23 protein-coding genes are annotated in these 24,441 nt (G+C 41.3%); 12 read left to right on the plus strand and 11 right to left on the minus strand.

The genetic code is table 11. From position 1 onward, the window contains the following. Nucleotide 1 precedes the first annotated feature (1 nt). Nucleotides 2–334, minus strand: a complete 333-nt coding sequence (locus FQ608_RS19970) for a PadR family transcriptional regulator (protein ID WP_158860258.1) — start codon at nucleotides 332–334, stop codon at nucleotides 2–4. 374 nt (nucleotides 335–708) lie between these two features. On the opposite strand from FQ608_RS19970, the gene FQ608_RS19975 reads away from it, so the two are divergent. From FQ608_RS19975 to ccsA, 9 genes are all read left to right on the plus strand, one after another. Further along, nucleotides 709–1,257 (plus strand): response regulator, encoded by a 549-nt coding sequence (locus FQ608_RS19975; protein ID WP_158860259.1) that lies wholly within the window; start codon nucleotides 709–711, stop codon nucleotides 1,255–1,257. 7 nt (nucleotides 1,258–1,264) lie between these two features. After that, nucleotides 1,265–3,310 carry a sensor histidine kinase gene (locus FQ608_RS19980; protein ID WP_158860260.1) on the plus strand — a complete coding sequence of 682 codons (2,046 nt, stop codon included), beginning with the start codon at nucleotides 1,265–1,267 and terminating at the stop codon, nucleotides 3,308–3,310. Nucleotides 3,311–3,369: 59 nt separating this feature from the next. Beyond that, nucleotides 3,370–3,858, plus strand: a complete 489-nt coding sequence (locus FQ608_RS19985) for a VOC family protein (protein WP_158860261.1) — start codon at nucleotides 3,370–3,372, stop codon at nucleotides 3,856–3,858. Between the two features lie 173 nt (nucleotides 3,859–4,031). Further along, complete coding sequence (locus FQ608_RS19990; RefSeq protein WP_158860262.1) at nucleotides 4,032–4,283, plus strand: type II toxin-antitoxin system Phd/YefM family antitoxin; 252 nt, start codon at nucleotides 4,032–4,034, stop codon at nucleotides 4,281–4,283. Then, nucleotides 4,280–4,558, plus strand: coding sequence for a Txe/YoeB family addiction module toxin (locus FQ608_RS19995; protein ID WP_158860263.1), 279 nt, complete (start codon nucleotides 4,280–4,282; stop codon nucleotides 4,556–4,558). Before FQ608_RS19990 ends, FQ608_RS19995 begins: the two co-directional genes overlap by 4 nt. 381 nt (nucleotides 4,559–4,939) lie before the next feature. Then, nucleotides 4,940–5,572 (plus strand): cytochrome c nitrite reductase small subunit, encoded by a 633-nt coding sequence (nrfH, locus tag FQ608_RS20000; protein WP_158860264.1) that lies wholly within the window; start codon nucleotides 4,940–4,942, stop codon nucleotides 5,570–5,572. Between the two features lie 27 nt (nucleotides 5,573–5,599). Continuing rightward, complete coding sequence (gene nrfA, locus FQ608_RS20005) at nucleotides 5,600–7,093, plus strand: ammonia-forming cytochrome c nitrite reductase (RefSeq protein ID WP_158860265.1); 1,494 nt, start codon at nucleotides 5,600–5,602, stop codon at nucleotides 7,091–7,093. Between the two features lie 14 nt (nucleotides 7,094–7,107). Further along, complete coding sequence (locus FQ608_RS20010) at nucleotides 7,108–8,436, plus strand: hypothetical protein (RefSeq protein WP_158860266.1); 1,329 nt, start codon at nucleotides 7,108–7,110, stop codon at nucleotides 8,434–8,436. A gap of 4 nt (nucleotides 8,437–8,440) precedes the next feature. Then, the gene (gene ccsA / locus FQ608_RS20015) at nucleotides 8,441–11,569 is read left to right on the plus strand and encodes a cytochrome c biogenesis protein (RefSeq protein WP_158860267.1); all 3,129 of its coding nucleotides are present in this window, start codon (nucleotides 8,441–8,443) and stop codon (nucleotides 11,567–11,569) included. A gap of 192 nt (nucleotides 11,570–11,761) precedes the next feature. Here the strand turns inward: ccsA and FQ608_RS20020 are convergent, their stop codons facing one another. The 7 genes from FQ608_RS20020 to FQ608_RS20050 form a co-directional block, all read right to left on the minus strand. Continuing rightward, nucleotides 11,762–12,199, minus strand: a complete 438-nt coding sequence (locus FQ608_RS20020; RefSeq protein WP_158860268.1) for an RrF2 family transcriptional regulator — start codon at nucleotides 12,197–12,199, stop codon at nucleotides 11,762–11,764. Nucleotides 12,200–12,634: 435 nt separating this feature from the next. Continuing rightward, nucleotides 12,635–12,883 (minus strand): hypothetical protein, encoded by a 249-nt coding sequence (locus tag FQ608_RS20025; protein ID WP_158860269.1) that lies wholly within the window; start codon nucleotides 12,881–12,883, stop codon nucleotides 12,635–12,637. 2 nt (nucleotides 12,884–12,885) lie between these two features. Then, nucleotides 12,886–13,473, minus strand: a complete 588-nt coding sequence (locus FQ608_RS20030; RefSeq protein WP_158860270.1) for a cytochrome c oxidase subunit 3 — start codon at nucleotides 13,471–13,473, stop codon at nucleotides 12,886–12,888. Between the two features lie 11 nt (nucleotides 13,474–13,484). Next, entirely contained in the window at nucleotides 13,485–15,242 is a 1,758-nt protein-coding gene (locus tag FQ608_RS20035) for a nitric oxide reductase activation protein NorD (protein ID WP_158860271.1), read from the minus strand. A gap of 15 nt (nucleotides 15,243–15,257) precedes the next feature. Continuing rightward, on the minus strand, nucleotides 15,258–16,037 hold the full coding sequence (locus FQ608_RS20040; protein WP_158860272.1) for a CbbQ/NirQ/NorQ/GpvN family protein: 780 nt from the start codon (nucleotides 16,035–16,037) through the stop codon (nucleotides 15,258–15,260). A 146-nt stretch (nucleotides 16,038–16,183) separates the two neighbouring features. After that, nucleotides 16,184–17,545 carry a cbb3-type cytochrome c oxidase subunit I gene (locus FQ608_RS20045; protein ID WP_158860273.1) on the minus strand — a complete coding sequence of 454 codons (1,362 nt, stop codon included), beginning with the start codon at nucleotides 17,543–17,545 and terminating at the stop codon, nucleotides 16,184–16,186. A 12-nt stretch (nucleotides 17,546–17,557) separates the two neighbouring features. Beyond that, nucleotides 17,558–17,989, minus strand: coding sequence for a c-type cytochrome (locus tag FQ608_RS20050; protein ID WP_158860274.1), 432 nt, complete (start codon nucleotides 17,987–17,989; stop codon nucleotides 17,558–17,560). A 315-nt stretch (nucleotides 17,990–18,304) separates the two neighbouring features. On the opposite strand from FQ608_RS20050, the gene nirK reads away from it, so the two are divergent. From nirK to FQ608_RS20065, 3 genes are read left to right on the plus strand one after another with little or no spacing between them, the layout of a single operon-like run. Continuing rightward, on the plus strand, nucleotides 18,305–19,777 hold the full coding sequence (nirK, locus tag FQ608_RS20055) for a copper-containing nitrite reductase (protein WP_158860275.1): 1,473 nt from the start codon (nucleotides 18,305–18,307) through the stop codon (nucleotides 19,775–19,777). Continuing rightward, nucleotides 19,777–20,565 carry a formylglycine-generating enzyme family protein gene (locus FQ608_RS20060; RefSeq protein ID WP_158860276.1) on the plus strand — a complete coding sequence of 263 codons (789 nt, stop codon included), beginning with the start codon at nucleotides 19,777–19,779 and terminating at the stop codon, nucleotides 20,563–20,565. The genes nirK and FQ608_RS20060 overlap by 1 nt, the downstream gene beginning before the upstream one ends. A 50-nt stretch (nucleotides 20,566–20,615) precedes the next feature. Then, entirely contained in the window at nucleotides 20,616–21,206 is a 591-nt protein-coding gene (locus FQ608_RS20065; protein ID WP_158860277.1) for an SCO family protein, read from the plus strand. Between the two features lie 170 nt (nucleotides 21,207–21,376). On the opposite strand, the gene FQ608_RS20070 is transcribed toward FQ608_RS20065, so the two are convergent. The 3 genes from FQ608_RS20070 to FQ608_RS20080 are packed head-to-tail and all read right to left on the minus strand — an operon-like array spanning nucleotide 21,377 to nucleotide 23,836. Further along, nucleotides 21,377–22,357: an MlaD family protein gene (locus FQ608_RS20070; protein WP_158860278.1), complete on the minus strand. Its 981-nt coding sequence runs from the start codon at nucleotides 22,355–22,357 to the stop codon at nucleotides 21,377–21,379. 2 nt (nucleotides 22,358–22,359) lie between these two features. Further along, entirely contained in the window at nucleotides 22,360–23,106 is a 747-nt protein-coding gene (locus FQ608_RS20075; protein WP_158860279.1) for an ABC transporter ATP-binding protein, read from the minus strand. Nucleotides 23,107–23,113: 7 nt separating this feature from the next. Continuing rightward, nucleotides 23,114–23,836 carry an MlaE family ABC transporter permease gene (locus FQ608_RS20080; RefSeq protein ID WP_158860296.1) on the minus strand — a complete coding sequence of 241 codons (723 nt, stop codon included), beginning with the start codon at nucleotides 23,834–23,836 and terminating at the stop codon, nucleotides 23,114–23,116. Nucleotides 23,837–24,441 lie beyond the last annotated feature (605 nt).

Here is a 24,441-nt window from a genome sequence, read left to right on the forward strand (position 1 = left end):
GCTATATGTTTTTCCAAGTAAGGGTCGGTATTCTTTCCCACAACTGGTCCCGGACCGATTTTGTATTTACCAATGCCTCTTTTGCCGATATGGTGAGCTGATAGAAACGTTTGCGTTTGCCACCCCGCATTTTTGTTGCTTCCCCCAGGTGACTGTCAAGAAGTCCCTTCTCTTCAAGCCGGTTAAGCACCGCGTGTACTACTCCCAATTTGACAGTACGGCCTGTTTGGCTGGAGAGCTCATCGCATATGGCTACACTGTATGCCTCATCCAGCAAGGCAGCGACGGTGAGCAACACAAGTTCTTCAAATTCCCCGATATTTGTCCCCTTCATGTAATCATTTTTATTCCTTAAATGTATGTAAAATAATTTTATTATACATACAAAGCAGTATTAAATCCCAATGAAAACTCAACAATAGATCCATTTCACTTAAATTGCCCTCAAATAATGTTTCCTTCAAAGTCAATTTTCGAATAGAACCACAAAAAACACGGAGGTAACACGGAGGACACTGAGAATTTTAAAAAAAAACTTTGAAGGAAGAAAATTGAAACCAATTTTGTTTTTTTTTGCATTATAAGAATCTATTTATCAGTAAAGAATACCGATATCGATTAAAAATATGGTAAACTTCGAAACTTTTATCTAAATTACAGCCCAAGATCAACGTCCAAATTATGTACATAAGCACTATAAATTTCCAGATGAAAGACGGAAAAGCACATCAAAATCAGAATGAAATTACAAATAAATTGGACGATGGCCGTATTGCAAATAAATTAAGTGCTTCGTTTGATGAGTCAGAGGAGAAAACCGAGGGCACATTTATCGTTTTAGCTGATGACGATGCCGATGACAGAGACCTATTTTCCGAAGCTGTGGCAAATAGCGGTACGAAAGTAAAGATGGAAACTGCCCGTGACGGCGTGGAGTTGATCGAACTGTTAAAATCCAAAAATAAACTGCCGGACCTAATCTTTCTGGACCTGAACATGCCTAATAAAAATGGGAGAGATTGTCTTATTGAAATCAGAAAATCAGCCGAACTAAGACATATTCCTGTAGTCATATATTCGACGTCTTCTTCCCGGATTGATATTGATTTCACCTATGAGAATGGAGCGAATTTATTTGTTAGTAAACCCTCCTCTTTCCGGGAATTGGTTCAGATTGCCAAAACAGTATTGGCGTTGGATTGGAAGAAGTATCAACCGAAGTCAAACAAAGATCAATATGTTTTTTCGTTAAAATAATTTTGCGATGCTTGTAGTTAATAAGGTAATACTTGAAAACGAAGTAATATTAGAGCATTTTCCTGCCTTTGCTAAATTTATACTGGATAATCATTTGGAGGAATTTACAAGCTTTCAGATTCAGTATTCACGAGAAGAAAACCTACCCCTTTTAAAATTTTTCCAGGGATTTACGGAAGAAGAATTTTTTGAGCGAGCCATGGATTCATCCCGCATATTACTGGAGGCATTTGCGCAAAATTCTTTGAGGAAATATATTAATGATAGTTCCCAAAATTACCGGGAGAACCTTATTCCATTGTTCCAAAAGGATGATGTTTTGGCAGAAGACATTACGCTGGTTTCATTGGTCAGAAGAAAAACTTTTAGAAAGTTTCTCTATTATTATACTTCTGACATCCTAGTATTCGGCAATATTATGGAGGAGTTGGACAGGTTTGTAGCGTTGTCGGAAATGTCCTCATTCAATGTTTTCATCAAAATACAGGAAGAAAAGACCAGTCAGATGAACAGGGAACTGCGTCAAAAAAATGAGGACTTACTGGAGGCAGAAGAAATAGGGGGAGTGGGAAGTTTTTTGTGGGATTTAAGAACGCAGGAATCTACTTTTACCCCGATGGTAAAAAAGGTTTTTGATTTAACCGAATCAGTACCCTTTAGCCGTTTCCTCGAAAATTTAAATCAGAAGGATAGAAAAAAAGTGACGGAAGCGATCCGGAAAGCTTATAATACGGATGGTCTTTACGATTGTGAATTTTCTTATATTTCCAACGGCCAGGAGAAAAGGGTTTGGTCAAAGGGCAAAGTTCAATTTGACAAGGATGGTTGCCCTGAAAAAATGAAGGGGACAGTAATGGACATTTCAAAAAGTTATTTATTGCTTCAGCAACTCAAGGAAAGTGAAGCGACTAACAAACAAATTCAGGCCATTACCCATTTAGGAAACTGGTCTTGGGACATTAATGCCGATCACGTATTTTGGTCTGATGAAATGTACCGAATTTACGGCTTGGTTCCTCAAAGTGAAAAGATTACCCTTGAACGTTTTTTGTCATTTATCCATCCCGAAGATAAAGAACAAAGACTCCAAAAAATACAAAAAGCCATCGAAACTGGCATTACAGAGGATTATGTGATTCGGGTTCTGACCCAAGACGGTAAATTGAAAATATTAAGAGGTAAAGGGGATGTCCGCTTTGATGCAAATCAAAAACCTATACAACTCATTGGATCCTGTCAGGATATCACCAAGGAACACAATCTGATTAACGAGATACAACAAAAAGAAAATCACTTGGCCAAAAAGAATGCGGAACTGGAAATTATCAACCATGAGTTAAATTCATTTAACCAGGTAACCAGCCACGATTTAAAGGAGCCGCTGCGTAAGATTGAGATATTCGCCAACCGGATCGAAGAAAAAAACGGAACGCAATTACCAGAGGATACCATTGAATATTTAAGTAAAATAAAGAGCTCCATAAGTCGAATGAAATGCCTGATCGAAGACCTTTTAAACTTCTCCCAGACTACAGTTGCTTTTCATGATTTCGAAAGCGTCAACGTCAATCTAATTTTAGACGAAGTACTAAGCGAATTGGTAGTTCCCATTGAAGAAAAAAACGCTAAGATTTCTATTGGAAAAATGCCTGAAATTTGGGGTATCTCATTTCAATTAAAGCAATTATTTTCCAATTTGCTAAGCAATGCCTTCAAATATTCAAATAAAAATACAAATACAGAGATAGAGATTTCCTACCAACTAACAGAAAGCGAACAGATTACCTTTTTTGATCCCATGGCCGGGTATTCTTATCATCAAATTACCATAAGGGACAATGGGATTGGATTTGATCAGCAATTTGCCGATAAAATTTTTGGAATGTTTCAAAGACTCCATGCAAAGGAGGAATATTCCGGAAATGGTATAGGATTGGCTATCTGCAAGAAAATAATGCAAGGCCATGGGGGGGATATCTATGCGGAAGGGATTCCAGGTGAGGGTGCTTCGTTTTTTCTTTATTTTCCAAAAAATTCTTTTGGTGAAAGTTAATTGGAATAGTGTCGCAAACTGACTTTACCTTTTAAAAATTCACTTTAAAACGCATACAAATGGAAAATGAATATGAAATTCCCGCCAAGACGAGAATCGGTCACGTGCACTTAAAAGTAGCCGACCTGCAGCGATCCTTAGATTTTTATTGCGGTTTATTGGGTTTTGAGATCACCATGATGTATGGTGACGGTGCCGCCTTTATATCGGCAGGCGGATACCATCATCATATCGGTTTGAATACCTGGTTCAGTAAAGGAAGCCCTCAGGCGGAAAAAAATACCGTAGGTCTATTTCACACGGCAATCGTCTACCCTACCATAAAGGATCTGGCCATGATATACAATAGACTGAAAACTAACCGATACCCTTTCACAGGGTTTTCTGACCACGGCGTTTCTCTTGCGATTTACCTGGATGATCCTGATGGAAATGGTGTTGAACTCTATTGGGACAGGCCCAAAGAGGAATGGCCAAAGAAAGAAGATGGTTCATTGGAAATGTTCACCAAACCGCTAAACTTAAACGACCTATTGAAAGAGTTGTAAAAACAGGGCGGTATGTGAATCTTTGCTCAAAGATTAATCCTTTCCTCCACCGGGATTAGAATGTATAATCATGAACAGGCTCAAATTATACTTTTTATTGAATTTAGAAAACTTAGTTTACATGAACATTTTTGGTAAATTTGTGTATCTCTTTGTGTACACAACAAACAATTATGATTATAATCAGTTCCAGAGAATTTCGCCAAAACCAGAAAAAATACCTAGACTTAGTGGATAAAGATGAGCGGGTGATTATTCAAAGAGGGAAGGATAAAGCTTATGAACTAACCAAAAATATCAAGAATGACCGGTTTTTTGATGATCCGGCAATTCAAGAGCGGTTGAATAATAGTATTCAGTCTTATAAAGAAGGGAAAACAGTCAAGCTGTCTGATGATCAGTTAAAAGAGCTGTTGGAGCTATGAGTTTCGAAATCGAGTATACCTCTGAGGCATTGGAAGACATCGAAAAACTCAAGAAAACAGGTAATAAGAGCCTTATGAAAAAGCTCTACGTTCTTATCCAAGAGCTTAAAGAACATCCGGAGACAGGGACGGGTAAACCTGAAAAGCTCAAATATTCTGAATTGGGAACATGGTCCCGAAGGCTAGACAGAAAGCATTGGTTGGTTTATATAATTGACGGTGAAAGAATTATCGTTACCATACTTGGTACGTATGGTCATCACTATGATGACTAACCATAATTTTGGTTTATTCCATTTAAAAGCAGACACTCACAAATTCGCCGTCTGATATCGTAATTAACCGCATAGTACGTATGTCAACGTTCCCCTATGCTTTTCTAGCTATCTTAATTAAAATCACTTTTTGTAATAATTCTAATTTAAATTATTGTTTCATCATACAAAGAATCATTTCCAATAACATTTTCTATTTTGACAATAAGTTGATAAATTAACACTTTCATATGTTTATAATTGTCTTTTCAGCGGTCATATGGAATCTCGCTATGATAATCATCCCACTGTGTGAGGGGTAAGTCATGCTCGATTTCATGACTTTTGTCATATGTTTGTCAAAAAATATTGGACAATTTTGTCTTGTTAAAGATCTAGCCAATGGGGAAACGTCAACAATTCAAAAGAAAGCTTTTTCAGTACAGCCTTGTGCCCCCGAGAAAATGGCGCCCCTATGCCACTATATTGGTTGCTGCTATTTTTGGGTTGGGCCTCTACCTATTTCGGCTTAGCAATGCGGCCTCCTACCTCTCCGATGACCCACAGGCTTGCGTCAATTGTCATCTAATGACCCCACAGTACATTACGTGGACACACAGCTCCCACAGAGAAGTTGCCCATTGTAATGACTGCCATGTTCCCCATGACAATGTCTTCAACCAATATTATTTCAAAGCCAAAGATGGCCTATACCATGCTTCGGTTTTTACCCTCCGGGCAGAACCACAGGTGATCAAGGCACGGCAGCCTTCCATTGAAGTAATCCAAAACAACTGTATCCGCTGCCACGAAGATCAGGTAACAGACGCTAAGTTAGTTGGTGTAGTAAACAACCATATTCCGCACCGTACCGACAGAATCTGCTGGGAATGCCACCGGGAAGTTCCCCACGGAAAAATAAGAAGCCTTGCATCTGTAGGCCATCAAATCGAACCCATACGTGCCCATGCCCCCCCCGACTTGGAAATCATACCCCAATGGCTTAAAGAAAGCATGCAAAAATCTAAGCAATAACAGCCTAACCATCAAAATGTAACACTCATGAAAAATTGGATTCTTTTCGCGTTAACGGCCATAGTCGTTTTTTTGCTGGCCATGTTGGCTTATTCAATTATGGATAGAAAAACCGAGGCTAGGTTTGCCTATCAGCCAAAAGTACAGATTGAGGGGATAGAACCCAGGGATTCTGTATGGGGATTGAATTATCCCCGCCAATATCAATCGTACATGAAAACGCAGGATACCACATTCAAGAGCATGTACAATACCAGTGGATTTATGGATGTGCTGGATGATCAGCCCGAACTGATTGTTCTATGGGCGGGATATGCCTTCAGTAAAGGCTATAATCAACCCAGAGGACATGCCTACGCCATCACGGATGTGCTAAATTCGGTCCGCATTGGCTCGCCGATGGAACCGGGGGACGGGGTGATGCCAAGTACTTGCTGGACATGTAAAAGTCCAGATGTACCCAGGCTGATGAGTGAAATGGGGGTTACAGAGTATTACAGCACCAAATTGTCAAGTTTGGGTTCGGAGGTAATCAATCCTATTGGATGTGCGGATTGCCATAACCCTCAAACAATGAATCTAACCATAACAAGGCCCGCACTTATCGAGGCTTTTGAGGCGATGGGCAAAGATATTAATCAGGCCTCCCATCAGGAAATGCGCTCACTGGTTTGTGCCCAATGCCATGTGGAATACTATTTTGACAAGACGAAGCCGGGAAAGGAAAACGCCCAATACCTTACCTTCCCCTGGAAAGATGGCATGACGGTGGAAGCGATGGAAAATTACTATGACAACATAGATTTTGCTGACTGGATACATCCTATCAGCAAGGCAAAGATGATCAAAGCCCAGCATCCGGATTATGAATTATTTGAAATGGGGGTTCACGCCAAAAGAGGCGTTTCCTGTGCGGATTGCCATATGCCTTACAAAAACGAAGGCGGTCAGAAATTTACGGACCACCATATTGGGTCTCCGCTCAGTAATGTGGAAAATTCATGCTTTGTCTGTCATAGGGAAAAGCAGGCTGACCTGATGACGGACGTATATGAGCGCCAACGAAAGGTCAAAGAAGGCTCTTCCGCCATACAAAAACAACTTGCCAAGGCTCATATTGAAGCAGGAAAAGCGTGGGAACTTGGAGCTTCGGAAGAACAGATGAAGGAAATATTGACAGGAATCCGTCATGCCCAATGGCGTTGGGATTTTGTCGTGGCTTCTCATGGTGGGGCATTTCACGCACCCCTGGAATCCAGTCGGATCATCACCTCTGCCATGTCAACCATACAGGAAACTAGAATCCAACTTGCAAGACTGCTGGCTTCAAAAGGGCATAACGAGCCTGTTGAAATGCCTGACTTCGACGACAAGGATGCCCTACAAACTTATATCGGGCTTGATATGGAGACAGAGAATGCGGACAAAGCCAACTTTCTGGAGCAAGTAGTACCTCAATGGCTCAAGGAGGGGAAAGCTCGGGAAGCAAAAAAGGAAGTCAAAGTAATCAGCAGTAAATAACCACTAGACAGACTATGAAAAAGTTTTTCATTTTGGGTTGGGGTATGCTGTATATCCTATCCTGCCAGACTTTGTATGCGCAATTCAAAGTAGATGGACAGATTGTTCAGCGATCAGAGTTCAGAAATGGATTCGGTAGCCTTATTTCTGAGGATGAAAAACCGTTCTCATTTATTGGCCATCGTGCAAGGCTTCAAGCGGCATATGAAATGGATGACTTTACATTTTATATGAGCATCCAGGACATAAGGGTTTGGGGAAGTACACCTCAGGTAAAGGCCTCAGATAATTTCCTTTCTGTTCATGAGGCTTGGGCCATGGCGAAACTCTCAGATACCTGGAAGCTTAAGCTGGGCAGGCAGGAACTCAATTACGACAATTTCAGATTTTTGGGAAACTTGGATTGGGCCCTGCAAGGTCGGGCGCATGATTTTGCTTTGGTGATGCATGAGAAGGAAAACATGAAATTCCACTTTGGTGGAGCATACAATCAGGCTACACAGGCACTCGTCGATCAGCCCTTTCTTATCCCCAACCAATATAAAATTGCCCAAATGGCCCGATATGAAAACAAGTGGGGAAAGGTACAGTTTTCGGCTTTATTCTGGAATGACGGGCGTGAATGGCAAAACTTTGATAACAGTGGAGCCCTTTTGGAAAAAGGAATTAGATACAGGTCGACATTGGGGGTACCCACCTTAAAATACAATTCCGGAAATTCCCAATTAGCTGGGTTTTACTACCATCAGTTTGGAAAGGATGTCGCAGGAAGAACCCTGAATGCATACAACTTTAGCCTAGCCTATAACCATATGTTTCCAATTAATTCCGAACAAGGTAAAGTCTGGACGCTTTCCGTCGGCACAGAACATATCAGCGGTACTGCAAACAATGAATCTGAAAAAAACAATTCCTACAGCCCACTTTACGGCACAAACCACTTGTTTAACGGGTTTATGGATTTGTTTTATGTAGGGGGAGTCCATGAAAACAACGTGGGCTTAGAGGATTACTTTCTCCGATCCAGGTATGCCTTTAGCAAAAAATTCTTCTTGCAAGGTGACGTGCATGCGTTCTTTGCCCAAAATAGCATTTTCAGGCTAGAGCAACCGGCAAATCAGGAACAGTTGGATGGATATTTAGGAACCGAGTTGGATTTTTCATTGGGGTATATTGTTAATGATGCGTTTTCAATACAAAGTGGATACAGTCAATTTTTCAATACCGATACATTCGCATATATTCAAAACAACCCCAATCCAAAAGGAACACAAAACTGGGCGTATCTGATGTTGATTTTTAGGCCTACTATGATAAATAGATTTATCGGAATTTTGCTCTAATCACATGAATATAATCCGCTTGCTGCTGTCCACCAAAGTCACACTGCTTTTATTTATTGCATTTGCTGCATCCATGGCTGCGGCTACGTTTATAGAAAATGACCACGGAACTCCCGTAGCCCGGGGAATGGTCTATGAAGCCTGGTGGTTTGAGGTGATCATGATCTGGATGGCAATCAACTTTTTGGCACACGTCAACCAATACCGCCTATTTCATAAAAACCGTTGGCCAATAGGACTTTTCCATATTGCTTTTGTGATCATTATCTTTGGTGCCGGAGTAACACGCTATTTCAGTGAAGAAGGCGTAATGCATATCCGGCAGGGCAATGAGGAAAACACCTTTCATACAACGGCACAATACCTGCAGATCAAAAAACATGGTGAAACAAGCAATTATTCATTCGAGAAACCACTCTTGTTACTTCCAAAGGATTTTAAGCCAAAAACGATTACTGCCAAATTAGGTGCCGCCAATTTCGAGGTGGTATTTGAGGAATTTATCCAAGGGGCTAAAGAAGAGTATTTGGAGGGAACGGAAACCTTTGTTGATGTGGCTGTAGCCATGGGGGCTGGCAGAGAAGATTATCTGGTGGACGAGGGGAAGTATATACAAATGGGGGAAATCACCCTCAGCACCGCTAATGATTCCAATCACCCCATACGGATTTTTAAGGAAAATGGAACTTGGATAATAGCAACCGACCAGCATTTGCAGCTGATGGAAATGTCCACCCAGAGTATGGGAAACCAACATGCCGGGGAGTCCCAGCCCCTCCAATTGCGCACGCTTTACCAATGGGATGGTGGTGCATTTATGGTGAAAGGAATCTATGAGGATGCCAAGCTAAGCTTTGTCCCGGAGGAAGACCCCGAACTGGCCAAAAACCTGCTGGATGTCGTCAAGTATAAAGTCCTGGATAATTCCGGGCAAATTCTCAGCGAGGCGTATGTGAAGCTTGTCAGTTTCAACCCAAGTTGGACTTCCTTTTCCCATCAAGGTGAAAATTACACCGTTACTTTTGGGCCAAAGTCTGTTACCTTGCCTTTTGGACTATATCTGAATGCATTTGAACTGGAAAGATACCCAGGTAGCCAAAGCCCTGCCAGCTATGCCAGTGAGGTAATGGTGATGGACAAAGGGGACGAATTCCCATACCGGATTTTTATGAACAATGTATTGGATTACAAGGGATTTAGATTTTACCAATCCTCCTATGACACGGATGAAAGGGGAACGATACTCTCCGTAAATCAGGATAGGCCAGGCACCTATATTACATATCTTGGATATCTTCTTTTGACTGTTGGAATGTTTTTGACGCTTTTTGCAAAGGGAAGCAGGTTCAGCATCCTTAACACCAAGCTTGGTAAAATCAAAAAAGTAGTCGCATCCCTTATATTATTCTTGGGGATTTCAGCCACTATTTCCGCCCAGGATGTCCCTCCTAATTTAGAATCCGATATAGTTCCTCTGGAACAATCCAGAGCATACGGTAAACTGATCGTGCAGGATTTGGATGGAAGGATGAAGCCTTTGAATACATTGGCCAATGAAATAACCCGAAAACTAACAGGGAAAACTTACATGGCATTACCCTCCGGAGATGGCGAGATTAGGTTAAGCCCTGAACAGTTCCTCTTGGCAGTCCAAATGGATCCATCGGTGTTTAGTGAGCTACCCATCATTAAAATCGACAGGGCCAAGTCGGTTGAGGTTTTCCAAGCATTGGGCATAGAAGCAGCGGACAGGATCAGTTTCAGTAGCTTTTTGGATGAAGAAGGAAACTATAGGATACAGGAATTGGTGGAGAAAGCCAATCAGCTCAAACCGTCAGAAAGAAATGAAGGACATAAAGAGCTTCTCAAAACGGATGAAAGATTCAATATTTTTTATGGCTTGCTTACAGGCGATTTTCTACGGCTCTTTCCGAACAAACTGGACGGAAACAATACTTGGTATACCGGACAGCAGTATTTGCAGGGTTTTGATGAAGAGGATGCAGTTTTTGTAAAAAACATCACTCCTCTTTATCTCCAAGCACTCAACAAAGGCCTGACAGCAGGTACCTGGGATGATGCCGAAGAGACCTTGGCCTATATTGCAATGTACCAAGAAAAAATCGGGGCGGAGGTCTATCCTACCCCCAATGAAATCAAAGCCGAACTACTTTATAATCAATTGAATTTAGGAACTAGGCTATTTGGTGTTTTTTGGTTTTTGGGAAGCGCACTTTTGTTTTTGGGGATTTTGATGCTTTTCAATCAGGAAGGTATTTGGAAAAAAATCTGGTTCGCCGGTAAGGTGATGGCATGGTTCGGCTTCTTGGCCTTCACGTTCCACCTTTGTTTGCGCTGGTATATTGCCAAGCATCCCCCATGGAGTGATGGGTTTGAAATGTTGGTCTTTGTAGCCTGGGGGGTTTTATTGTTTGGGCTGTTGTTTTCCAATAAGTCAAAATTCACCCTGCCCTTGGGTTTGCTTTTCTCGGGGACACTCCTGTTCGTTGGTTTTTTGGATTGGCTCAATCCTGAAATCACCAATCTGATGCCTGTCCTTAATTCCTACTGGCTCAAAATACATGTGGCAATTATTGTAAGCAGTTATGCCCCATTGGCACTTGCTGCAATCATCGCCTTGCTAAGTTTGATGCTGACTATATTCAAACCCCATAATCCCGGAAAACAATGGTGGAACAGTATCCGGGAATTGCAGATGGTCAATGAAATGTCAATTACCATTGGCCTGTTTTTGTTGGCTGTTGGCACTTTTCTAGGAGGTGTATGGGCCAATGAAAGTTGGGGACGGTATTGGGCTTGGGATCCCAAGGAAACATGGGCTTTGATATCGGTGATTGTCTACGCCTTTGTCCTACATCTTAGGTTGATTCCCAAATTCAAAAATGGTCTGGTTTTTAACTTGGCAAGTCTTTGGGCATTCTCATCCATTATCATGACCTCTTTCGGAGTGAACTATTACTTGTCAGGTTTGCATTCCTATGCAGCGGGAGATCCCGTACCCGTTCCCATATGGGTATATTGGGTGGTAGCCGTCTTGTTGACAATTTCTGTGTTTGCGGTTTTTAAGTATAAAAATCTAAAGGAAGAGGACGTTAAACAACTTGTGGTGTGAGCAAATTAGATTTCCCATGCCTCTTAAGAATGCTTCCTCCAAAGTTAATTTTTAAATAGAACCACAAAGGACACGGAGGTTACATAGGGGACACGGAGAAGTTTTTAAAAAAGCTCTGTGCTCTTTGTGCCTTCTCTGTGTCCTTCGTGGTCATTTTAGACATAAAACAACTTGTGGTGTGACAAACTAATATTAAACCAATCTGCGAAGAACTGTCTCGCCGCTTTCAACTTCCTCAGCAAGTTGTTTGAGGCTTTTCTTGGTCAGCATCTCTACCATTTCACTCCTTATTTTTTTGATCTCATGGTGAAGGGGACAAGGATTAAGTTCCGAACATGCTTTTAACCCAAGACCACATCCGGAAAAAATCCCGTCACCATCGATAGCCACAACTAAATCTTTTAGGGAAAAGGCCTCATGTTCCTTTCCCACATAAAAACCTCCTGTGGGCCCTTTCTGCGACCCAATGATTTTCTTCCTGACAAGTTCCTGAAGGATCTTGGCCGTAAAAGGCTCCGGTGCATCAACGTAAGCAGCAGTCTCCTTTGCCCCCACCTTTAGGCCTATCTGGCTTTGTTTCCAAATATAAATCACTGATTTTATTCCGTATTGACAGGCTTTAGAAAACATATATGCTTATTGATTTTTTAATATTCCCCAAAATAAAGACTTCTTTATCTTTCTATCGGTAACAATTGATACAAAGATCCGATAATTTTGTTTAGATATTCTCATAATTTTATTGTGATTACAAATTTACAAACCGTTCGGACGTACCACGGTGTCTACTGAATAGGCGATCGGTATGCTGATTCCAACATAACCAATGAACAATTAATTAATAGTTTTTTATTTTGTCACCAATATTAATAAACCCATTTTAGAAGACTATAGTTGTTTTCAGGGAAGAATCTTTTATAAAACTGATAATTTTGGCTACGTCCATTCTTTCCAATTTTACAGGCTAATGATCTCAAACCAAGCTCTCAATTCCAGTTGAAATCTGTATGGGGACTAATGCCTTTGAAAAATCTTACTGAAAAGTAAACTGAATATTTTTCATTATCAAATTGCCAACAAACTGACTACTGTTAAAATCAGAAAGCAGATAGCCATCAATGTAACCTTCCAGAATCGGTTTGCCTTGGCCAATTCCATAAACTCAAAAGCTACCAAATAAAACTTCACTCCCGCTACTGTCATAAAAAACACAGCCAATAGCCCAAACATACTCCATTCAAAAATAAGAACTAAGCCAGTCAACAAGGTTAACCCAATCAAACCAGTAAGAGTCAATAGCAATTGGTTTTTCATCCTTAGAATATCAAGTAAAGTGTAGGGAATAACAATAACCAAATCAAATCACACATATGCCAAAAGGCCGCTCCGGATTCTAGGTCGTCTACCGAAATATCAGTATCAACAGGTCTCATCTTATACAGCATCCATCCCAAAATCACCATTCCTACTAAGACATGTACCAAATGGAATCCTGTGAGTAGCCAATAAAAAGTGAAAAACATATTGTCTTCCATATCAATTGAAGAAGTGAATTTTTCGTAGTATTCGAAGGATTTGATACAGATAAATATCCCACCCCCAAGCAGTGTCCATTTCAAAAAGTGAATTGCTCTTTTCTTTCCTCCTCCTCTGTAACAACCAACTGCACTTGCCATCATATATCCGCTAACCAATAGTACAACCGTATTGACCGTACCTAAGCCAATATTCAGCTGCAAGCGGGATTCGTGGAAAAGAGCAGGCTCCATTCTTCCATAGTACGCAAAACCTATTAAACCTAACCCAAATGTAACTAACTCAAGGAGAATAATAATCCAAATCATTAACCCACCTGGCGGGTAAAAAATATTTTTGTTATCCGGCCTTTCCTGTATCAATTCCATATTCTGTTAATTTATTGATGTTTAATCTTTTCGTATAGGCTAACCAACGAATGTAACAACTCCACAGGTGTGGTCAGGATTTGGTAATGATTAAACATCTGTGGGAGATAGTACTTTGCCTGGGCCTCTATTGCCAATGCATAGGAATTGATATGCCTTTCATTCAGTTCTCTAAGTGCTTGCCTAACATCCTGAATGCCATAATTCCCCTCATATTTATCGTAATCATTTGGCTTACCGTCAGATATTAGAATAACCCATTTATTTTTAGTGTCCCTTTTATCCAATCTGGAACCGGCATGACGCAGCGCCGCTCCTATCCGGGTATAGCCTTGAGGTTCTACCGCACCAATTTTATGCTTCCCATTTTGCCAGGATTCATCAAAATCCTTTAATGTGAGGTAAGTGGAATAATTTCTGGTTTTGGAATAAAAACTGTCTATGGAGAAATCAATATTAAACTCGTCCAATATTTCACCGAAAAGAATAGAAACATCTTTTTCCACATCAATGACCCTGTTATTTGCCGCATATCCGTCGCTCGACAAACTGATATCCAACAAAAGCAAAATAGAAAGGTCCTTTTCCTTTTTGCGGTTTGAAATATAAATATTTTCAGATGGTGTCTTCCGGGCGTAAACATCGGTATAGAGGTCAGTAAGTGCATCAATGTCAAACTCATCTCCTTGATTCTGTCTTCTTTGCTGCATCATTTTGTTATTGACTGAGGTCAGCATCTTCCGAAGTCCCATCAGTGTTGACCCATTTTCAGATATGGTTTTCTGATAATAGGAAATATCTGCATTTACCTGCAACCTCGGATATACCTTGCAAAAATTAGGTTTGTATCTCCTTTTTTTAAAATCCCACTCATCATATTCAAGGAACAGACCCTTTTCGTCAGATTCAGCGCTTTCTGAAATAGTGGTGTTTTCCACAAATTCAGCCTGATAGACGGAATGCGCCGTATCATCCACCCTAACGGTAAACTTCATGCTCAATTCCTCCAATGCATCCTGGTGGTCTGCCAAATCATCTTTTCCATCAAAATCCCTCCACACTCCGTTAGCCTCCTCGGCCGTCTCCACCTTTTCAAAATTGTGGGTCATCACATAGTCTGCCTGTTGCTTTTTGTCAATGGTAAGGTTTTTCACTTCCTCTACGGCTTTGGCATTCACAGTTGTTGTCGGTGAAGGATCCTTTCCCTTTTTTGTTTTTTCGTCGAAATCACGTAATTCTTCACCATTGGGGACATCTCCCCCATACATCCACTTCCCGTAAAGCCAAGAAAAATCCGCCGGCTCGTTAGGCTTTTTCTTTTCTTCAAAATATGTCCTCAACCGATTATGCAGCTGGAACGCTATCATAAAATCCTCCTTTAGCCTATCCAAAACCGCAGGTGCGCATTGCATGGCCATCTGTCGGGAAAGAGTGAGATCGGAGGTCTCCTTTAGCCAATTGGCCCCCAAATCCTGTTGTGCACTTAGATAAAGCATGCGGAAAAAGTAAAAAGAAAGGTTTTCTTCCCAAGACGGGAATTCGGAAAAGGATATTGGTAGAAAAAAGTTGTTATTTTTAAATCCTCCTTCCCTTTCGGCAGGGAAGATTTCGATCGCCTTCCCAGTAATAGCACGTGCTAAGAGCGTCAACCGTGGCTTGATCTTTTCCAAATCCACCTTATGGTCCATTTTCTCCTCACTGGACTTTCGGCTTCTTCTGAAGTATTTGACTACGCTGCCATATATCCACTCATCTAAATCAAGTCCCATAGTTCATATTTCAATTTATATCATCAACCCTACCAAATCCTTTAATGACTGAACAGTCTGCGGGTCATCGGTAAGTGGTTCCACCACCGCAACATTGACAGAGAGTCTTTTGGGCAACCCGCTATGGATCAATTTAGCGGCGTCTACCAACAGCCTAGTGGAAACAGTTTCCGTAAGGCCCAGTTCTGTCAGGTTTCTGATTTTACGCCCAATGGCTACCAGCTTTTTGGCAATATCCCCATCTACTCCAGATTCATTTATCACAATCTCCGTCTCGATTTTGGCTTCCGGATAGGCAAAAGAGAGCGCAATGAATCGCTGCCTTGTGGAAGGCTTGAGCTCTTTAAATCCCCGTTGATAACCGGGATTGAATGAAGCGATAAGCATAAAATCCTCGTGGGCTTTGACCGTTTCACCCAATTTGTCAATAAAAAGCTCCCTCCTGTGGTCTGTCAGGGAGTGTATAGCCACGATAACATCCGGTCTCGCTTCGGCAACTTCATCCAAGTAAAGAAAGGCACCTTCTCTTACCGCAGTCGTCAAGGGGCCATCCAGCCAGACCGTTTCCGCGCCCTTGATGATGAACCTACCAATTAGATCCGTTGAGGAGGTTTCTTCATGACAGCTAATTGTAATCAGCTTTTTTTCAAGCACATGCGCCATATACTCCACAAACCTCGATTTACCAGTCCCTGTGGGGCCTTTGAGTAAGAGGGGTAAATTGTTTTGAAAGGCATGGGAAAAGACCTCGGATTCTTTTTGTGTTTCGTGGTAATAGGGAGCTGTAAGAATCATATTTATTGATTGATGAATATTTTTGGAATCCAAGTCTTCATTGAGATGAACTGGGTCTTAATTAAAATTTACTGCCGTCCCCCCGGTTTTAATATTCTACTGAAAGGGCCTTCATAATGTTGGCCCAACAGCGTGGGGTGAATCCATTATTTCACTAATATATGTTCTTCTTCCTCTTTCATCTCAAGAGCCTCATCTGTAGGCCGACCAAATTTGATGAATTCGTATATATATAGTGTGATACCAGTAGCGAAAACAGTGGCGTTAATCAGCATCACTACAAAGTGGATCTTCACTTCTTCCTGTGCCACCATAAAATCCATACCTAGTCTTCTCTCAAGGTAAACCTGCACCACTCCCGCAACTCCCAGAGCTACCACCATTCCCAACATACCAATATTGGAAAGCCAAAAGGCGAGGTGTCCGTTTAGCTTGTCATAGCGTTTTCTTCCGGTCATATTGGGCATGGCATAGCTGATAATGGCGAGAACGATCATAGCGTAGGCTCCCCAGAAAGCATAATGCCCGTGCATGGCTGTGACTAAGGTTCCATGTGTATACAGGTTGGTCTGAGGCAATGTATGCGCAAAGCCAAGTAATCCCGCTCCTACAAAGGACACAATTGCCGCGCCGATTGTCCAAAAAAGTGCTAGTTTGTTTGGGTGGTTTTTTTCACCTTTTCTATACATGTAGACAGCAAACAAAGCCATGGCAAGAAATGCAAGTGGTTCCAGGGCTGAAAAAACACCCCCAACTATCAGCCATATTTTATTGACACCAATATAGTAATAGTGGTGGCCGGTCCCGAGAATTCCTGAAAGAAAGGTAAGTCCAACAATGACATAAAGCCATTTTTCGATCACCTCCCGGTCCACTCCCGTCAGTTTGATCAGAAGAAATGCGAGGATACCGCCCATAATTAGTTCCCATACACCTTCTACCCAAAGATGGACAACCCACCAACGGAAAAAGGAATCCGTTACTTGGGAATCAAACCAAATCATACCAGGTAGATAGAGCAACGCCGCAAACACCAATCCCATAACCATGACCAAGGCCGTCGTTGTCTGCCGTTTTCCTTTAAATAAGGTTGCCAGAATAATTCCCAAAAAGAGTAGGACATTGACAACGACCAGATAGTCCAATTCCCTGGGGATTTCCAGGAATTTCCGCCCTTCCCAGATATTGAAATGGTATCCGGTAATGGCAGCGACACCTACAAGGGCCAATGAAATCAATTGTACATAAGCTAGCTTGACACTCACCAACTCCCGCTGCGCTTCCTCAGGAATGATATAATAAGCAGCACCCATAAACCCTGTCAGCAACCATATTACCAACAGATTGGTATGAACAGCCCGTGCGGTATTAAAAGGAATCCAGTCATGGAGTCCGTCCATTCCGATACGGGCAAAACCCATAATAAAACCGTAGACAATCTGCAATGCGAAGAGCAGCATACACAAGGCGAAAAACCAGTAGGCTACCTGTTGGGATTTATATTTCATAGTATTGGTGGTTTATTTGTCTTTAGCTAAAGGGGAAACGATGCGTTCAAAACCATTGAGATCTAATTGGCCTATCCATTTAAAATACTCAACCATGGCATCAGCTTCCTCATCGGTCATTTCGTAAGCTACCATCTTACGTCCGTTGGGTGCCCAAGGTACCGGAGATTGCAGAATAGCTTTGACAAGTGGCGCTCCTTTTCGGTCAATTACTTTGGTAAGTTCCGGGGCATAATAGGCACCTTCTCCCATTATGGTATGGCAACCCATACAGTTGTTGGCTTCCCAGAGGTGCTTGCCTTTTATCACCTGCTCGGTGATGTTATGGTGGTTGGTTTGGTCATTGCTTGGAGCTAAAGAATAGATAGTCAATCCGATAAATATCAGAAATGTGACTGCTGTACCTCCAAAGAAAAATGCCCTTGCTTGTGATTTTGATAGCATATGAATTTGGGTTTAAAATAATCGTAAAAGGAATATTAAAATACCTGTTAATCTTTTATGACGCTAATATAAGAATCATTGGTAAAAACCAACACCAATAGACTAAAAAAAATATTTTCAACAGCAAATCAAAATTATTAATACATTACAAGTGCGAATTGTATGATAAAATATCTACAAATTCCTGATAAAAGTCATGAAATTCCTCAGGTTTTTACTTTTATTTTGTGCCATATCAATTTTGATTTTTCGCTAAAAAACAGATAACATCTGATTGTTAAATAAACTCAAATTAAAAACTTAGAAAAACAGACCATGAAAAAGGAAAAGTTTTATCAATTTAAAGGAGTTTTTTATCCTTTACTCTTTTTATTAATAACTCTAACGAACTACAGTTGTCAGGAAAATAAGGCAAGTACAAATGGGAAATTCATCAAGGATGCCAGTAAGATCAAGGTATTCGGCGAGATGATTGCTGAGTTAACTGACCCACCCTTTGTACCCGCTCCCATCGGCAACAGGCCGGCCATGAAGCTGTACATGGAAATGGAGATTATCGAAGAGGAAGCTGAAATGGCCGACGGGGTTACTTACATGTATTGGACTTTTGGAGGAACAGTTCCCGGATCTTTTATCCGAACGCGAGTAGGAGATTTGGTAGAATTCAAAATCAAAAACCATCCCGACAACAAACTCCCCCACAATATTGACCTACATGCAGTCACGGGACAGGGTGGCGGTGCAGAGGCATCATTTGTAGCACCGGGTCATGAGAAGACATTTTCCTTCAAACTCATCAACCCTGGGCTGTATGTATATCACTGCGCCACAGCTCCGGTAGGCATGCACGTTGCGAATGGGATGTATGGATTGATTTTGGTTGAACCGGAAGGGGGACTTCCTCCGGTTGACAAGGAATTCTATGTCATGCAGGGGGATTTTTATACCGAGGGAAAATTTGGCCAGCCCGGATATCAGCCCTTTGACATGCAAAAAGCAATTGACGAAAACCCAGACTACGTAGTGTTCAACGGCAAAGTCAATTCGCTTACCGGTGACAATGCCCTTACAGCCACTGCGGGAGAAACAGTACGACTTTTCTTTGGAAATGGCGGCCCAAATCTGGCTTCATCCTTCCACGTAATTGGTGAAATATTTGACAGGGTGTATGTAGATGGAGGGGATCAGATCAATTACAATGTGGGCACCACGCTTATTCCCGCCGGAGGAGCCGCAATATTGGAATTTAAAGTAGAAGTACCTTCCAATTTGGTTTTGGTAGATCACTCCATTTTCAGGGCATTTAATAAAGGTGCTTTGGGGATTATTTCTGTCACAGGAGACGAAAATCCCACCATTTTTGCAGGTGAGATAATGGAAGGCATTTATAAACCGGAAGGCTCGATCATTCAAAACATGCCTAAAGATGGGATCGCTATTGAGGTACCAAAGGACTTAAACAAATCTGAAAAAATAGAAGCCGGGAAAAAATTATATATGCAGGCTTGCTTTGCCTGTCACCAGGCAAATGGCGAAGGCATCGCCAATGCTTTCCCACCTTTAGCTCAGGCCGACTACCTAAATGCGGATGAAGACAGAGCTATCGACGCCCTTATTCACGGACTTTCCGGAGAGATAACGGTCAATGGCAAAAAGTACAACAGTATCATGCCTTCCCAGCAACTTACCGATGATGAGGTAGCCAGTGTTTTGACCTATGTGTACAATAGTTGGGGCAACAATGGTTCGGAAATCACTTCCGAAATGGTTAAAAAGAGACGGAGATAATGGGAAAACTGCTAGCATTTTGGTTATGCACGCTGCTTGCCTCCTATACGTCCGCACAGCATGTGGAAATGGTACTCGTAAATGAGGGGATCTATACCCCTCTTTACGGAAGTGCCGAAGAGGGACAAGTAAGTGTAAGTGCCTTTTATATGGATGTAATACCGGTTTCGCACGGAGATTTTCTTGAATTTGTAAGAGAATTCCCCCAATGGCAAAAAGGAAATGTCATAAAACTCTTCGCTGACGAGAGATACCTTGACAACTGGACTGGCACAACCAGTTTCCCCGAGTATTTAAAGGATAAACCGGTTAATAATGTTTCCTGGTTTGCCGCAAAAGCATATTGTGAATGTCGGGGAAAGCGTTTGCCTACTGTGGATGAATGGGAGTTCGCCGCTATGGCTAGTGAAGATAAAGCTGATGCGCGTCGGGACAGCTTATACAATGTTGGTATACTGAGAAGCTATGAAAAACCCAAAACGTACCTTACATCAGTAGGCCAGAGTCCAAAAAATTATTGGGGAGTAAAAGACCTGCATGGTTTGGTGTGGGAATGGACGCTCGATTTTAATTCCATCATCATAACGGGGGAATCAAGGAACAATGGCAATACAGACAGGGGATTATTTTGTGCATCAGGCGCAGTTGGTGCCAGCGACTTGATGAACTACGCCGCATTTATGCGGTATGCATTACGATCCAGCTTAAAGGCTAATTATTCACTCACCAACCTTGGGTTTAGATGTGTTGCGGATACCGAAAACTATGATTTAATAACCAAAAAATAGACGCATACAGGCCCATTTAATCTATCAAAATTATTTAAAGCAAGTCTACTATGAAGTTATTTCTTTCAATTCCTCTACTGATCTTCATTTTCTCATGCAATGAGAACAATATATCCAAAGAGATCGTCATTGAAGATGACACCATGCATGAAATGTCCATTTATCAACTGCCGTCTGTATGGAATACCCAAGATGGCAAACAGATTGAATTCAAGGATCTGAAGGGAGAAACCCTGGCCGTAGTTATGATTTACACAGCTTGCCGCACAGCCTGTCCCCGATTGGTTGCTGATATGAGGTCTATAGAAACAGCCGTCAGCACCGAAAAAACGGGTGGGGTAAAATACGTATTGGTGAGTATAGACCCAGTGGCGGACAGCCCAGAGCGGCTAAAAGCCTTTGCCAAGGAAAACGGGATGGATGGGCCTGAGTGGCTGTTTCTTCAGGGTACGGAAGATGGTGTCCGGGATTTCGCCAATATTCTGGCGGTAAAATATAAGAAAATAAGCCCCATAGATTTTTCCCACTCCAATATCATCTCCGTATTTGACCGCCAAGGTGTCATGACCTATCAAAAAGAAGGTTTGGGATTGGAAAATCAGGATGTAGTCAACGAAATTATTGAGACAGCTAAAAGGTAACAACCTTACAGATGAGGTCTGTTTTTCAACTATACGAATAATTGGTTTTCGTATAAAAGATAAAAACAGGGAAAAGTCTATTTTTAACTTTAATGATATTGTTCGTTAGAGAAAAACATTCAAACTAAAAATTTAACCGGTGTATTCTTGGGTTAATGCAAACCCTTTAGCTATTCCTCAAGCTCCCTACTCCTCTCTTTTTCCTGTCGTTTAAAGTACCTCCTAAACAGAAAGTTGCTTCTCATGGCCTCCATATTCTCATTAAATCTCTCGGTACTCATTTCAAGGTTTAGCATGCTGTTTGAAAGTGCCTCCCTGAAGGAAGGGTCCTTAAGCAGTAGCCCGATTGTCCCCTCCCCTGCTTCCAAACTATCAATTACCGAATTTACCTTACTGACAATTTCGGCAGCTTGGTCGCTGGATTCTCTTAATCTCCCCAAAGAAGCCGAAAATTCACGGGAAAGCTCCTCATCTGTTAACATTCTCTGAATCAACCCCTTCCCTTCTGTCAGTTCATTCATAAATTTACTGCCGTTTTTGGTCATGTCAGCCGCGTTGGTGGCCGCCAGTTTGAGCTCAACTACCGCTTCTTTGATATCCCCGGTCAAAAGAGAGTCTGAAAGCAGCCCCCACAAGGTCTCGCTTTTCTTTAGTTTTGTGGTGATTTCATAAAGATTTTCGGTGGTTTTTTCTATAAATTCACTACTTGATCCAATCCTTTGCAGCATATCGTCGGTGCTTACCGGCATTATCGAGTAAATTATATCACCTTCTTCGACCGTTTGGGCATCTCCTGCCTGAGGTATGATTTGGATGAGTTTGTTGCCCATCAGACCATCTGTGCCAATAGACGTAAGGGAATTTTTCCTTATAAACGGAACCATCTTTTTTTGAATATACATGACAACATGCAGTGAAGAGTCGTTTGCCATATCAACAGACTTCACAGTGCCTACATTTAAACCTTTAAAACGCACATTATTTCCAGGTACGAGTCCGTTTACACTTTCGACTACTGCTGTGATTGTGATGGAGGAACCAAACATATTCTGATTTTTGCCGATCATATACAGGGTAAATACCAGAAACAGTATTCCTGCGATGACAAGTCCTCCAAGTTTGGCATTCTCTATTGTTTTTTTCGTTTTCATAATCATTTAAAAAACTCTTTTATTTTTGGATCTGCCGATTGACTAAGCTCTTCATATGTTCCATCAGCGTAACATGTCCCATCAATCAGCATGATGACCCTGTTTGACGTGATTTTTATACAATTTAAATCATGAGAAATGATCACAGAAGTGGCATTATACTTCTGTTGCACACTCACCATTAACTCACTGATTTCCCGTGAAGTTATTGGGTCCAAGCCAGTGGTGGGCTCATCATAAAGGATGACTTTTGGTCTTAGAATCAGTGATCTTGCCAAAGCAACTCTCTTTTTCATACCACCGGAAAGTTCTGATGGCATCATGTCAATGGTATGTAAAAGGCCCACGTCTTCCAATGCTTCTTTCACGGCAGCTTCCGCACCCAGGGCACGTTCCTCTTTTGACCAATGGATACGAAGTGGAAACTCCAGATTTTGCCGTACTGTCATCGAATCATACAACGCATTGCTCTGAAAAAGAAATCCCACGTGGGCCCTAAGCATATCAAGTTCATCTTGCTCCAAGCCTTGGATGGAACTGCCCAACAACAAGATTTCTCCTTCATCCGCTTGAATCAAACTGATGATGCATTTGATCAGAACTGATTTTCCCGAGCCGGATTTTCCTAGAATAACTAGATTTTCACCGGGATAAACCGACATGTTGAAATCTTTGAGTACATGGTTATCCCCAAATGACTTATTGACATTTTTAACTTCAATTACAGGGTTTCTGACTGTTTGTTCCATCTTTTTACTACGTCAATCCCAATAAATCTGTAATTTGAACTGCAATGAGATCAACTATAAACACCATCAATGAAGCTACTATCACCGCAGTAGTAGCCGATCTGCCAACTCCCTCTGTTCCTTTTTGGGAACTGAATCCCTTGTAGCATCCTACAATGCCAATGGCAAATCCAAAGAAAAATGTTTTAATCAATGAAGGTAGTACATCTCCAAAGTTCAAAATCCCGAAAACTTGAAACCAATACAGATTCCAACTAACATCACCTCTGAGGTTTACCCCCAAAAATCCTCCGTACAAAGAAATCGCATTGGCCAAGCTTGATAGAATCGGCACCATCAACGTGGTTGCCAACACCCGGGTGACTACCAAATATTTGAAAGGATTCGTTCCGGAGACCTCCATAGCATCAATTTGTTCGGTCACTTTCATCGAGCCCAACTCTGCCCCTAATCCTGATCCGATTTTTCCCGCACAGATTAGCGCAGTGATGACGGGGGCAATTTCTCTAATCAAAGAAACAGAAACCATTGAAGGCAATAGGGATTCCGCTCCAAACTCCAACAAGGTAGGTCTGGATTGAATGGTCAGCACCAGACCCATGATAAAGGCAGTTACTCCGACAAGGGTAAGGGTCTTGTATCCGATCACATAACATTGCTTGAAAAATTCCCCGTATTCCTGCTTCGGTTTAGATGCTTCATTAAAAAAGCGGGCGGTAAAACGGGACATTTCACCAGCTTCTTTAAAAAATTGGTTGTCCAGAAATTTAAGATAGTTCACCTGATCAACAGTTTGGATGGATCAAAATTGGATATTTCATTCTTCAAATATACCAATGAGTATCAATTGATTTCATGATGTTTGTCATATTTTGAACCTAAATAAAACGCTTTATTCGATTTTTTTAATTTTGATAATCCTGCAGTCATGAAATGAAGTGCATGTTTCGTTTGCTCCTTTCTCTTTATATCTTAGATTAACCCTATCCCTAGCTGTTATAAATAGTTATCTTCCGTAGCAATTATTAACGTGTCTCCACGGTCAAGATGAATTTGTTGGAACAAAATGCTAAACAGCCACTGATTCAAACGGTTCCGTTAGCTTCTTTAATAATTTCCGGATTGCAGGCAAATGAAACTATAAGTATCAATCCAAGTAAATGTTTCCTTGTCCTAATCAATTTAATTTACATTGGCCCTTTCAATAAACTGCTGCGAATTGAATGATGTCACAATATAAAATCTATGGGAATTAGGCTTATCTCCACAATTTAACAAAAAACTGATAGATTTAATATTTTCACGATCTTTTAAAGCTAGATTTTAATTATCATA

This window comes from Lunatibacter salilacus (assembly GCF_009797935.1).
Classification (GTDB): Bacteria; Bacteroidota; Bacteroidia; order Cytophagales; family Cyclobacteriaceae; genus Lunatibacter; species Lunatibacter salilacus.